Below are 12,757 nucleotides of genomic sequence, written 5' to 3'. Positions count from 1 at the left end.
GGGCTGCCTAGCCGTCATGGCCCTGCGCCTTCCCCCATACCAGCCGTTACCGGCCCCGCGCCCGGGGGGTGAGCTGCTTGAGGTGCCCATCGCCCAGCTGCGCCCCACCCAGCTCTGCGTGGGACTGGCTGAAGTGCGCAGCAGGCTGCGTGATTTCGGGGCCGAAAATACCCGCGAACGCCGCTCCTACCTGGGCAGCAAGCCCGTGCCGCTGGTGCGCAGCGCCGATGGCAGCGTGTGGATGGTCGACCGCCACCACCGCCTACGGGCCCTGATCGAGATCGAACCCGACGCCATCGCCTTCGGCTACGTGGTGCTCGAGCTCGACAGCCCCGACCCCGAGCAGGTGCTTGCGGCCCTGCATCAACGCGGCTGGCTCTACCTCTATGACGGCAGGGGCTTGGGGCCCCTGCCCCCCAGCGCCCTGCCCGAGCAGCTCACAGGCCTGCAGGACGACCCCTACCGCAGCTTGGTGTGGAAGCTGAAGCAGGAGGGGGTGCTGGCCGCCGCCCCGCTGATTCCCTTCCACGAATTCCGCTGGGGGGCCTGGCTGCGCAGCCGCCCCCTACCGCCCTTCAGCTCCGAGCAACTCGAGCCGGCCCTGCCCCGCGCCCGCGCTCTGGCCCGCTCCCGCGCCGCTGCCCACCTGGCTGGCTGGAAGGGCTCAGGCAGTTGCTAGGCGGCGCCAGTTGCTAGGCGGCGCCAACTGCTCCAGGCTGGAGCTCCACCTCCCCCCCTGCGCCGTAAATGCCATACAGCCACCTGCTGGTGCCAACCGATGGCTCCGAGCTCTCAGACAAGGCCGTGCAGCAGGCGGTGGCGCTGGGCCACAGCCTGGGAGCTCGCATCACCTTTTTCCACGCGCAATCCAACTTCCCCATCTCCCTGGTGGGCGTGGGTGAGCTGGTGGACCCCAATACGGTGATCGCCCTCGTGCAAGCCGCTCGCCATGGCGCCGAGCAAATCCTGGCGGCAGCAGCAGCCGTGGCCCAGGCCGCCGGGGTGGTCAGCGACCAGGACACCATGGTTAGCTCCATGCCCTACGCGGCAATCGTGGAGGCGGCAGGCCGCCATGGGGCTGATCTGATTGTGATGGCATCCCATGGCCGCCGCGGCCTGGAGGGAGTGCTGCTGGGCAGCGAAACCCACCGGGTGCTTACCCACAGCAGCTGCCCGGTGCTGGTTGTGCGTTGAGCTCCGGCCACTACGCTGCCTGCGACAGCAACAGGCGTGCCGGTGGCTAAGGACGAAACGAGCAGGGGCGAAGAACTGCAGGGCCTGGGCTGGACGCCTGAGGAGGTGCGCCAATACGAGGAGCTGTGGGAATACCGGCAGCGCTGGGGCGCCATCAACCTGGAGCCGGAAGATCGGGTGTTACTTCGGCGAGCTGAAGCAGCCCTGCCCAAGCGGGTTGCCCATGGCAAGAGCTCGCTCAAAAAAACACTGCAGCAGAAATCTCACTACCGCTGGCTGTGTCTATATCGAGACGCCATGCTCGCCGCCGCCGAAGGCCTTGGCCTCCAGCCCGGCGAAGAAGCCACCTGGGTCATTCTGCTCGAGGCCGAGTTACGAGCCCTGGATCACTACGAGCCGGTGCTGGGCTTGCCTGACACCCTCAAGGCCAAGGCCCTGCTGCCGGCCCGGGAGGCCTGGATAGCTGCCGTCGCCGCCCAGGGACGGGAGCTCAGCTTCGACTTCGACGCACCGCTGGAAGCCCTCAAGCAGCAGGAAGCCACCAGCTGGAAGCCCCTGCGCAGCGTTGGTGCCCGCTCCTATCCGGTGCTCGAAGCTGGCGCCGCTGCCAACTTCCGCACCCAGATGAACCAGGAGGTAGCCCAGCTGATCCGCTCCAGCTTCCCCTCGCTCAAGGACAGCGACAAGCCGGAGCCCCCGAGCGCCTAGGGCGCCGGGGCGCCGGCACTGGCCTGCACCGGCACCCGGCCCACCTTCCAGATGCGCTCAGCGTAGTCAGCGATCGAGCGGTCGCTGCTGAAGAAGCCACAGCGCATCGTGTTGTGCAGCGACATCCGCGCCCAGCGGCCCCGGTCGAGCCAGGCTTCATCTACGGCGTTTTGAGCTCGGCGGTAGTCGGCCACATCAGCCATCACCCGGAAGGGATCGTGGCTGGTGAGGCTGGCCAACAAGGGGTAGAAGAGCTCTCCATCACCCTCGCTGAAGTAGCCCGAGCCGATCAACTCCAGGGCCTGGCGCACGGCCGGGTCCTGCTCGATCCAGGGCATCGGGTGATAACCGCTGTGGCCCAGCTGCTCGATCTGCTCTGCGGTGTGGCCAAAGAGGAAGAAGTTCTCAGCCCCAACGCAATCGCGGATTTCGATGTTGGCCCCATCGAGGGTGCCAATCGTGACCGCACCATTGAGAGCCATCTTCATGTTGCCGGTGCCGGAAGCCTCCTTACCAGCGGTGGAAATCTGCTCAGAGAGATCCACCGCTGGATACACCAGCTGGCCCAGGCTGACGCTGAAGTTGGGCAGGAACACCACCTTGAGGCGGCCATCCATGGCCGGATCCATGTTGACCACGTCGGCGATACCGACCAGCAGGCGGATGATCAACTTGGCCAGGGCATAGCCCGGAGCCGCCTTGCCACCGAACACAAAGGTGCGCGGCGGCAGGTCTTCACCGGCGCGGATGCGCAGATAGCGCTCAACGATCTGCAGGGCCGCCAAGTGCTGGCGCTTGTATTCGTGGATGCGCTTGACCTGCACATCAAACAGGGAGGTGTGATCAACCAGCACCCCCAGCTCGCGGCGCATGTACTGGGCGAGGCGCTGCTTGCCGAGATCCCGCACAGCCTGCCAGCGCTCCAGGAACGCAGAGTCGTCGGCAAAGGCGGCAAGACCTTGAAGCTCCTCGAGGTGGGTGCGCCAGCGATCGCCGATCGCCTCATCGAGCAGGGCCGCCAGCGGTGGGTTAGCCACCGCCAGCCAGCGCCGCGGTGTGACGCCGTTGGTGACATTGGTGAACCGCTCCGGCCAGATCCGGGCCAGATCAGCAAACAGGTGCTGCTTAAGCAAGGTGCTGTGCAGCTCGGCCACGCCGTTGACGTGGTGGCTGCCCACCACCGCCAAGTGGGCCATGCGCACCCGGCGCTGCGGGCCCTCCTCAATTAAGGAAATGCGCTGCAGGATTTGGGAATCGCCGGGATAGCGAATCCGGGCCATGCGCAGGAAGCGGGTGTTGATCTCGTAGATGATCTCGAGCTGGCGGGGCAGCAACTGCTCAAACAGCTCCACGCCCCAGGTTTCCAGGGCCTCGGGCAGCAGGGTGTGATTGGTGTAACTGATGCTGGCGGTGGTGATCGACCAAGCGGTATCCCAATCGATGCCGTACTCGTCCATCAGCAGCCGCATCAACTCAGCCACGGCGATGGCTGGATGGGTGTCGTTCAGCTGCAGCGCAAACTTGCGGTGGAAGTCGGTAACCTCCAGCCCCTGGCCCCGCAGGATGCGGAACATGTCCTGCAGGGAGCAGCTGACGAAGAAGATCTGCTGGGAGAGACGCAGTCGCTTGCCCTGGTCCAGCTCGTCGTTGGGGTAGAGGACCTTTGAAAGGGTCTCCGCCTGCATTTTGCGCAGCACCGCCCTGGTGTAATCGCCGGCGTTAAAGGAAGCGAAGTCGAAGGCCTCGGGAGCCACCGCCGACCAGAGCCGCAGGGTATTGGCGGTGTTTACGCCATAGCCCAGGATTGGGGTGTCGTAGGCGACGCCGATCACGGTTTGTTCACCTATCTGCACCGGATAGCTCCACTCCGGCCGGATCACCTCCCAGGGATTGCCATGGGCCAGCCAGGGATCGGTGCTCTCCACCTGGCCGTGGGGGGTGATCTGCTGGCGGAAGATGCCGAACTCGTAGCGGATGCCGTAGCCGATCGCTGGCAGCTCCAGCGTCGCCATCGACTCCTGGAAGCAGGCGGCCAGTCGCCCTAAGCCACCATTACCAAGACCGGGTTCGGGCTCCTCGGCGATCAGCTCCTCAAGGCTCAAGCCCAAGCTGGCGCAGGCCTCCCGGGCTGCCTCCACCAAACCCAGATTCACCAGGTTGTTTTCCAGGTGCGGGCCCAGTAGGTATTCCGCCGACAGGTAGGTGGCCGTGCGGACATGCTCGCGGGTGTAAGTGTCGGCGGTGTCGACCCAGTTTTTGAGCAAGCGATCACGCACCGCCAAAGCCAGGCAGCGGTAATGGTCATGGCTGGTGGCCAGGGAGCTGGACTTGGCCTGACTGAAGAAGAGATGCCCTTGCATCGACTCCTTCAGAGCCTGGCTATCGGCTGAGGCCATCCCTGACTACTTCAAAGCGAAAGTCTGGGGCTGGCGACTCAAATTCGCAGCAGCGTGGTCACGGTTACCGCACACGCCAAGCCAGGCCCAATCGCGCCGCTGGTATCAACCGCAGCAAAGTTTGAAGGGGGGAACAGCTTTGTGTAGGTGAATTGACGTTCAGTGGCGAACTCCCCATGCCCTCCCAACCACGCCTTCAAGCCCTCGAAAAGATTCTCAGCCGCCCCGCCGCCCCTACCGCTCCAATTCAGCCCCTCGATGAGCTCTGGGCTAGCGACGTATTCACCCTCGACAAGATGAAGGCGGCGCTGCCGAAGGAGATCTTCAAATCGGTGCAGCGCACCATCAAGGAGGGCAGCAAGCTCGACGTGTCGGTGGCAAACGTTGTAGCCCAGGCGATGAAGGAGTGGGCCACCGCCCGAGGTGCCCTGTATTACTCCCACGTTTTTTATCCGCTCACCAACTCCACTGCAGAGAAGCACGACGGCTTCATCTCACCCCAGGGCGACGGCACGGTCTTCACCGAATTCACCGGCAAGGTGCTGGTGCAGGGCGAGCCCGACGGCTCCTCCTTTCCCAATGGCGGTATCCGCTCCACCTTTGAAGCTCGCGGCTACACCGCCTGGGATATCACCAGCCCCGCCTGGCTGATGGAGACGCCCAACGGTGTCACCCTCTGCATCCCCACCGTCTTCGTCTCGTGGACCGGCGAGGCCCTCGACAAAAAAACCCCCCTGCTGCGCTCGATCGCAGCCGTAAACAAACAGGCCCACAGGCTGCTCAGCCTGCTGGGGGAAACCACCATTGCCCCGGTCAACTCCAGCTGCGGCGCCGAGCAGGAGTACTTCCTGATCGACAGCGCCTACGTGCCCCTGCGGCCAGACCTGCTGTTGGCCGGCCGCACCCTGTTCGGTCGCCCCTCCGCCAAGGGCCAACAGTTTGACGACCACTACTTCGGCGCCATCCCGGAGCGGGTGCAGGTGTTCATGCAGGAGGTGGAGCGGCAGATGTACCGCCTGGGGATTCCGGCCAAAACCCGCCACAACGAGGTGGCTCCATCGCAGTTTGAGATTGCGCCTTTCTTCGAGGCCGCCAACGTGGCTACCGACCACCAGCAGCTCACCATGACCCTGCTGCGCAGCACAGCGAAGAAACATGGTCTGGCCTGCCTGCTGCACGAGAAGCCCTTCGCTGGCATCAACGGCTCTGGCAAGCACGTCAACTGGTCGATCGGCAACGCCACCCAGGGGAACCTGCTCGATCCGGGCAAGACGCCCCATAAAAACCTGCAGTTTCTGATGTTCTGCGGAGCGGTGATCCGCGGCGTGCATATGTACGGCCCCCTGCTGCGGGCCGTGATCGCCACCGCCAGCAACGACCACCGCCTCGGAGCCAACGAAGCACCCCCGGCAATCATCTCGGTGTATCTGGGCAGCCAGCTGGAGGATGTGTTCAACCAGATCCGCGAGGGCCGACTCTCCGGCTCGGCCCTCGGCGGCGTGATGGACTTCGGGGTGGATACCTTGCCCGAATTCGACAAGGACGCCGGTGATCGCAACCGCACCTCACCCTTTGCCTTCACGGGCAACCGCTTCGAGTTTCGCGCCGTCGGCTCCAACCAATCGGTGGCTGGCCCGCTTGTGGCCCTTAACACCATCCTGGCCGATTCCCTCGCCTGGATCTCCAGCGAGCTGGAGGCAAAGCTGGGAAGTGGCTACGGCCTTGAGGAAGGGGCTCTGGCCGTGCTCAAGACCCTGATCGAACAGCATGGCGCCGTCGTGTTTGGCGGCAACGGCTATTCCGATGAGTGGCACCGCATGGCAGTGGAGGAGCGGGGCCTGGAAAACCTGCGCACTACCGCCGATGCCCTGCCGGTGTTGGAGCGCCAATCAATGCGCGAGCTGTTCGAGCGCACCGGCGTGCTCTCGGCTGTCGAGCTGCAGAGCCGCTTCGAGGTTTACGCCGAGCAGTACATCCTGGCGATCGATGTGGAAGCGAAGCTGGCCGTCCAGATCGCCCGCACCCAGGTGTACCCGGCAGCGATCCGCTACCTCGGCGAACTAGCTGAATCCCTGCAACTGCAGAGTTCACTAGGCATCCAGGTATCGCCGGAAACCTCCAAGGAGGTGGCTGGACTGTGCCAGTCGTTGATGGACATCAGCGGCCAACTGCAAAGCGCCATCGACCATCCCCCCCACGGCACCGAAGCCCACATGCGCTACTCCGCCGACACCCTGGTGCCGTTGATGGCCGACTTGCGCGTGGCGGTTGACGGCCTGGAGGCCCTGGTCGACGACAACCTCTGGCCCCTACCCACCTACCAGGAGATGCTGTTCGTGCGTTGAGCAAGGCGGCTGCGCCCGCTCACTGCGGAAAAACGCTGATGCGAGCGCGTTCTACGTAACTGGGGTCGGCCATGGTGTCGACCTCAAAGCAGGTCCAGGTGGCACTGGGTGCGGGGCTGCGCTCAAGCAACGGCCATTCGATACGCCGGCGCTGATAGGTGAGGCCCACACAAGTAAGTGCCTGGTCATCGGCCATCAGCGACCAGAGCACGTGCACCTCGCCGCGGTCATAGGCGATAGGAAGCTCCTGCCCCCCCTGCTCTGGCAACCATCCCGGAGCGAGGGTCAGGCCAGTCTGATTTTCCCAACACAAGTAGGAGCCGTTATCGGTGGGATAAAACCAGCAGGTCTCATTGGCTGCCTCAGCCAGGGGAAAGCGATCCAGCAGCTCCACCTGCTGCACTTGCAGCCAAGAGCCTTCGGCGGGGCCCCTAACGGCGTAGACGCCGATCCACAGGGAGGGCACGTCAAACTGCGTCACCACGGCATCGCAGATCAGGGAACGCCGCTCTGGCGCTGAGCCGAGGGGATCTTCACCGGCGATGGTGGCGCAGCCACTAGCCACCAACTCATCGAGGCTGCCCTGCCATTGATCTGGCATCCGAAACAGCCTCAGACCCCGGCCGAGATCAGGACCCTGGTGGCCTTGGGCCGCAACCAGAGCCTGCCAATCAACGCCCTCTTCGGGCAACTCCTGGCCCCTGGTCAACAGAAAGGCTAGGGAGTGGAGCATGGGTGCCTGCACAGGTCAGGGGCGCAGTAAAAGCGGACCCTAGAAGCCCTGACTGTTTAAAGCGGTGTTCTTGGCTGCCGGTCAGAGCACCAACTCCACGATCACAAAGCCCACAAGGGCCGCCAGAGCCAGCAGGGATGGCACACGCATCGAATTCTGCACCGTTCAATTCTTAAGCAAATCCTAGGAGCGCTGGCTGGCCCTGGATTGGGATCGGGGAGGTCTTCACATCTCTTGCTCCTGAGAGACTGGGATCATCAGCAATTCCGCACCCCAGGCGATGCAAAGCAGCGACGGCAGCCACCGCACAGCTTTCAGCCTGATGCTGCTGGTCGTGGTGGCCATCGGCCTACACGTTTACGCCTTACGGGTAAAAGAGGTAAAACCGATTCGCCAGCTGCCAAGAACCAGTCTTAGCCCCGATGGCCAGGGGCGCTTAGCCGGGTCCCAATCCAACCGGATTCAGCGAATACTTGAAAACTGAAAGCCAGCCTCAGCGCTCGAAGGCAAGGCCCACCAAAGAACGATTGGCACCCTTGACTTGCCAGCAGCCCTTAACCGGCCTGTAGCCACAGCCACGGCCATGGGCCTGGGTGATAAGTACGCCATGGCCGCCGGGATACAAATCAAGCTGTGGATCAACCCATATCGCCACGCCACCAGCACTGAAGTTGGCGATTTTCACAGGAATTACAGGCAGCACCCTGCACTCCCACCGCAACCAGCCCTCCATGGGTTGCTCCACTGGCCAACGCTGACCCTCGCGGAGGTTGATGAACCCAGCGAGAGGCCTGTTTCGCAGGCGAAATCTGGTCGCCGATCCCATAAAACCCCCACTACGCAGGCCAGAGATGACCGATCGCGGCAAGCGCGCCTCACCTCTTCTTAAGTTTAGACCCATCTGACACTAGATAGGCCGAGGTCCCGGCAGCCTTATCAAAAGCCGCTCCAGAAGCGCAAGGCACAAAGATCTCGCCCTTAGCCAGCCATGAGCGTCGCCTAGGCCACCACGGGGCTTGCCGGCCATGGAGGACAGTGGATATATCGCGGCAGAGCTGATGCCCCAGACCATGCAAGCCAATTTGACCGGTCTGGTACCGACCCGATCGCCCAAGGCAGCCCATGGGGCGGCTGAAGAGACAAGCCAGTCCCAGCGGGGATTCGGTGGATCGGGCCAGAGCAAGTCACGACGCAAAGGGGGCAAAAAGCGCAGCCCTGCGCTGAGCAAAGCCGACTGGGGCCCTCTGGGTAAGCATCCCGATCTTGATGCGATCGTGGCGCGTCAGCGATTACACCTGCCCCTTGCCGGGCGCATCGGCGCCGACGAAGTCAACCGAGCTTGGAAGAGCGCCGCCGCCGAACACCACCCAGACCGCGGTGGCAGTCACGACACGATGCAACGGGTAAACGGGGCGCGGGATCTGCTGCTGGGCCGCAGCACCGTGGTGGAAAGGTCAGATTGAGTATGCAAATCGGATGGTGGTCCCATCGCCGATGCAACCCCCCTAGTGCTGGTGCACGGGCTGCTCGACAGCCCCGCTGTTTGCAATGCGCTTAAGCTCTGCCTGGGCAACCAGCGCCAACCGCTTTTAATCCCCGAACTACCGCTGCGGTTTGGCCTCACCCGCATCTCCGAGGCGGCGGAAGGGCATTTCCAAGTCCTGGCCGGCCCGCACCGCGGCAACGCCATCGCGCATCCCGAAGATGAAATCGGTCACCACGAAGCCCCTGAATCCCCAGCGCTGCTTGAGGATTTCGTTGAGCAGCACGGGGTGCTGGCCGCACCACTCGCCATTCACCTGGTTGTAGGCGCCCATCAGCGAGCCAGCCCCGGCCTCTACGCATGCGCGGAAGTGGGGCAGGTCAAGCTCGTGCAGCACCCGTTCACTCACCTGCACGTCCACCAGGAAGCGGGAGCTGTCGATCGAGTTAAGGGCTAAATGCTTGACGCAGGCCACGGCGTGGCGCTGGATGCCGCGGGTCATTGCCGCCCCCAGGCAGCCGAGCAGCACCGGATCTTCGCCATAGGTTTCCTGGGCCCGGCCCCAGCCGGGGTGGCGCAGCAGATTGACGCACACCGCCGCCAGCCAGTTGGCCCCAAAACTGCGAGCCTCGCGGGCCATGGCCACGCCGATCCGCTCCTCCAGATCCACGTCCCAGCAGGCACCGCGAGCAATCGGAGCGGGGAAGGTAGTCGCCCCGCCCTGGAGCACCACCCCCCGCGGGCCATCAACGAACTGCAGTCCGGCTAGCCCCAGGCGCGGCAACACTCCCGCTGGCCAGGGGTGCAGGTGGGAGGCGTCGCGGGTGGCAATGTCAACCATGCCGGGCCAGAAGTCGGTATTGCCCTCCAGCAGGGCAAGCTTCTCGGCAACGCTGAGCTGGGCCAGCAGCTCTTGGGCCCGGCGCTCAATCGACTGCTGATCAGTCTCTGGTGGCGCCGTCATGGCCTTTTCCCAAGCGGCATAAAAACTAGGAAGCCCGGAGCGCGTGCCCCGGGCTTCTGTTGACCCAGCTGTGGTGCCTGCCCGGATGGGTGGGGCTCGGCTGGGCGCAAGTTAGATAGCAATCAGATCATGAGATCTGGGTGTCTTAAGTTGTACTGCGGAGCTGCTGACGCAAGCACCTGGGGCCAGGTGACCAGTGGGACGTCTCGATTAATCCGGGGCACCTAAGGCGGCGCAGTGGAGGCTTTTCAGCCAAGAGACGTCAGAGATCCGTCGAGAGTGTTGGAGCAGGGGCCGGATCGTCAGAGCACTCCTGGCAAATGCTCAGGGGGGGTGTCTTCCATCAGTGGAGCCTCCGAATCCCGATGTCCACACGATCTCTCCGCCAAACCAAAAAGGCAACCATCCATACCGCTGCCGCAATGGCTCTTCACCCGCGGCAATCAGACTTCATGAAGGCCGCTTCACATCTGAGTCTGGATAGGAGCCAAGATTTCAATCAGCTAGTTCGGCACCCTTGAAGAGACAATCCAGGCTGGGGCTGCTGGCCCTGGCGTTCTTGGCGGCCTGGGCTACTGGCACGGGCATGGGAAATGCGCGCGCCGATGACGGCCCAAGCGCTGCTGCCCTGGGCGTGAAGGTAGAAACCCTGATCCGCAGCGATCGCTCCTGGAATGGGGACCTACTACCCAAGCTCAACGATATCCAAGCCGAAGTAACAGTGCTGCGCGTCACTGTGCCTGCCGGAGTAACCCTGCCCCGCCATCTCCATCCGGTGATCAATGCCGGCGTGTTGCTGCAGGGAAGCTTGCGAGTCGAAAGCGACGACGGCGCCAGCCAATCCCTGCAACCAGGCCAGGCCCTAATCGAAACGGTAAACAAAATGCATCGAGGCGTAAGCCTGGGTCCTGAGCCAGCGGTGGTCGTGGTGGTTTACGTGGCGCCGAAGGGCAGCCCCATCACGGTGCCAGCAGCCTCGGCCCCCAAAGGGAATCTCAACAAGGCGGCGGACGAGATCGTCACCGTGCGGCCGCTAACAACCAGCACCAACAAGCAAAAACTAAAGCAGTTTGTGGGCATTTCCGGCGCCAACAGCGGTGCCCGTGGCCTGTCGATGAACAGGGTGGTGATTCCCCCTGGTGGGCAGGCAGCAGCGCATCGCCATGTGGGATCGGAATCAGCGATATTTCTGCTGGCAGGCCGCGTTAAAACCTTTTACGGCCCTTGCTTGGAGAGGTCAGTGATCAACCAAACGGGCGACTTTCTATTCATCCCGGCAGGCGTCATCCACATGCCGGTAAACCTCAGTGCCAGCGAGCCCGCCATTGCAATTGTGGCCCGCAACGATGCCAACGAGCAAGAGCATGTGGAGCTGCACGCCCCTCCGGATAAGGTCAAGGACGCACAACGTACACCAAACTGTGCAGCACCAGGCCACAAATAGCTATTAAGGCCTGCAGCATCGGGGGAAATGCGGCGCCGCCTTGGTGGGCGATGGGGTAAACGCCGCACCGGCCAAAGAATCAAATACTTGCAGTTGACAAGCTTGACGGCATAAGCCATTTACAAGATGGCGAATGTGAATCTATACCGGCGGGGTCAGGCCTCTGGTTAACAGGTAAACCCCTACGTACAAAAATAGAAAGATCAAAAGCAAGCCACCAACAAATAATTTCCCATCCATCGGTGGTAGCTGATTTAGTTTCCGCCATCCTATCTAAGCAGAACCGACCTCATCAGCTCATAGGAGCGGGACGAGAAGGTTAAGAGGTGCTGCTCCTCAAGCAGATAGACACGCCCAAGTCATTCTGCTGCAAATCCGAGGTAATGGTTGATAGTTCCAGTCCCTCTCCCTAAGGTGAAAATTCTCCTCAGGCAACTGAGCGTTAATTGGCTGGCTGGAGGTGTCGCTGCTGGTGCGCTGGATTCTGGCCTTGAGTCTGCCGTCCCTTCCGGCCTGCATGCCGCTGCACCAGCGAACGGTGTCCGTGTTGATACCTGCCCGAAACGAGGCAGCAACCCTGCCAAATCTACTGGCGGCCCTCAGCAACCAGGTTCTCAGGCCCGCTGAAGTGATCGTGATCGAAATGACTCCAGCGACGGTACCGCCACCATCGCCCGCCAGGGCGCTGACACGCTTGCGATCAAGGTGATTCAGCCACCTCCTCTTCCCGAAGGCTGGTGCGGCAAGACCTGGGCTCTTCACCACGGTGTGCAGGCCAGCCGGGGGGATGTTTTGATTTTTCTCGACGCCGACACCGAACCTGCCCCACGGTTCCTGCAGCGGCTGCTCGCCCAACACGAGCAGCAAGGAGGACTGGTCTCGGTACAGCCCTATCACCGCTCAGAGAAGCCTTATGAGCAGCTCTCTCTGCTCTTCAACCTGGTGGGGCTGATGGCGGTAAGGCTGGGGCCGAGCTGTGGAGTCGCCTTCGGGCCGGCGATGGTGAGCAGTCGGGCCGACTATCAGCGCGCCGGCGGCCATGTGGCAGTGGCTGACAAAGTGGTGGAGGATTGGTTCCTAGCCCATCGCTACGAGCAGCTCGGCCTGCCCGTGAGCGCCTGGCTCGGCAGCGATTCGATCGCATATCGCATGTATCCCGGCGGGTTGGCCGACATGGTGGTCGGCTTCAATACGACCGCCGCCGGAGAAGTTCGCTGGCCCTGGATGCTGGCGATGCTGCTGTGGCTTTCGGGCCTCTTCTGGGCCGCCTGGTGTCTGCCTGGCGCCTTGCTGGGCTGGCCTCTGGTGGGGACCCACGCGATCGGCCCAAATGCATTGATCTATGGCGCCTTTGCCGTGCAGTTGCTGCTGCTCAGCCGCCGGGTAGGGCGCTTCCATTGGATCAACCTGATCTTTCCGATTCCGGTGCTGTTCTTTCTAGGGGTGTTCATCCTCGCGATCTTCAAGCTCGAGCAAGGGCATGTTTAGTG

12 protein-coding genes are annotated in these 12,757 nt (G+C 62.9%); 8 read left to right on the top strand and 4 right to left on the bottom strand.

Annotated elements, in window-relative coordinates:
- The first annotated feature begins 16 nt into the window (after window positions 1-16).
- From KBY85_RS04290 to KBY85_RS04280, 3 genes are all read left to right on the top strand, one after another.
- Window positions 17-679, top strand: a complete 663-nt coding sequence (locus KBY85_RS04290; protein WP_254930073.1) for a ParB-like protein — start codon at window positions 17-19, stop codon at window positions 677-679.
- Window positions 680-747: 68 nt separating this feature from the next.
- Window positions 748-1,194 (top strand): universal stress protein, encoded by a 447-nt coding sequence (locus tag KBY85_RS04285; RefSeq protein WP_254930072.1) that lies wholly within the window; start codon window positions 748-750, stop codon window positions 1,192-1,194.
- Between the two features lie 42 nt (window positions 1,195-1,236).
- Window positions 1,237-1,902 carry a hypothetical protein gene (locus tag KBY85_RS04280; protein ID WP_254960331.1) on the top strand — a complete coding sequence of 222 codons (666 nt, stop codon included), beginning with the start codon at window positions 1,237-1,239 and terminating at the stop codon, window positions 1,900-1,902.
- Here the strand turns inward: KBY85_RS04280 and KBY85_RS04275 are convergent.
- Window positions 1,899-4,298 (bottom strand): glycogen/starch/alpha-glucan phosphorylase, encoded by a 2,400-nt coding sequence (locus KBY85_RS04275; RefSeq protein WP_254960330.1) that lies wholly within the window; start codon window positions 4,296-4,298, stop codon window positions 1,899-1,901. The genes KBY85_RS04280 and KBY85_RS04275 overlap by 4 nt on opposite strands.
- 176 nt (window positions 4,299-4,474) lie before the next feature.
- On the opposite strand from KBY85_RS04275, the gene KBY85_RS04270 reads away from it, so the two are divergent.
- Entirely contained in the window at window positions 4,475-6,643 is a 2,169-nt protein-coding gene (locus KBY85_RS04270; RefSeq protein ID WP_254960329.1) for a glutamine synthetase III, read from the top strand.
- A 19-nt stretch (window positions 6,644-6,662) separates the two neighbouring features.
- On the opposite strand, the gene KBY85_RS04265 is transcribed toward KBY85_RS04270, so the two are convergent.
- Window positions 6,663-7,376, bottom strand: a complete 714-nt coding sequence (locus KBY85_RS04265) for a hypothetical protein (RefSeq protein WP_254960328.1) — start codon at window positions 7,374-7,376, stop codon at window positions 6,663-6,665.
- A gap of 280 nt (window positions 7,377-7,656) precedes the next feature.
- Between KBY85_RS04265 and KBY85_RS04260 the strand changes: the two genes are divergently transcribed.
- Window positions 7,657-7,860, top strand: a complete 204-nt coding sequence (locus tag KBY85_RS04260; protein WP_254960327.1) for a hypothetical protein — start codon at window positions 7,657-7,659, stop codon at window positions 7,858-7,860.
- Between the two features lie 9 nt (window positions 7,861-7,869).
- Here KBY85_RS04260 and KBY85_RS04255 read toward each other — a convergent pair whose 3' ends face one another.
- Window positions 7,870-8,061: a hypothetical protein gene (locus KBY85_RS04255; protein ID WP_254931286.1), complete on the bottom strand. Its 192-nt coding sequence runs from the start codon at window positions 8,059-8,061 to the stop codon at window positions 7,870-7,872.
- Window positions 8,062-8,446: 385 nt separating this feature from the next.
- Between KBY85_RS04255 and KBY85_RS04250 the strand changes: the two genes are divergently transcribed.
- A complete protein-coding gene (locus KBY85_RS04250; RefSeq protein ID WP_254960326.1) occupies window positions 8,447-8,839 on the top strand; it encodes a molecular chaperone DnaJ in 393 nt (130 codons plus the stop codon).
- Between the two features lie 138 nt (window positions 8,840-8,977).
- Here the strand turns inward: KBY85_RS04250 and KBY85_RS04245 are convergent, their stop codons facing one another.
- Complete coding sequence (locus tag KBY85_RS04245) at window positions 8,978-9,823, bottom strand: glycoside hydrolase family 3 protein (RefSeq protein WP_254960325.1); 846 nt, start codon at window positions 9,821-9,823, stop codon at window positions 8,978-8,980.
- A gap of 517 nt (window positions 9,824-10,340) precedes the next feature.
- On the opposite strand from KBY85_RS04245, the gene KBY85_RS04240 reads away from it, so the two are divergent.
- Both KBY85_RS04240 and KBY85_RS04235 read left to right on the top strand, forming a co-directional pair.
- On the top strand, window positions 10,341-11,267 hold the full coding sequence (locus tag KBY85_RS04240; RefSeq protein ID WP_254960324.1) for a cupin domain-containing protein: 927 nt from the start codon (window positions 10,341-10,343) through the stop codon (window positions 11,265-11,267).
- 669 nt (window positions 11,268-11,936) lie between these two features.
- Window positions 11,937-12,755 (top strand): glycosyltransferase, encoded by an 819-nt coding sequence (locus KBY85_RS04235; RefSeq protein WP_315859517.1) that lies wholly within the window; start codon window positions 11,937-11,939, stop codon window positions 12,753-12,755.
- Window positions 12,756-12,757 lie beyond the last annotated feature (2 nt).

It is taken from the genome of Cyanobium sp. BA5m-10, from assembly GCF_024346255.1.
GTDB lineage: Bacteria > Cyanobacteriota > Cyanobacteriia > PCC-6307 > Cyanobiaceae > Cyanobium_A > Cyanobium_A usitatum.
The sequence above is the reverse complement of the archived record's forward strand: the minus strand, read 5'-3'. Positions and strand labels throughout refer to the sequence as shown.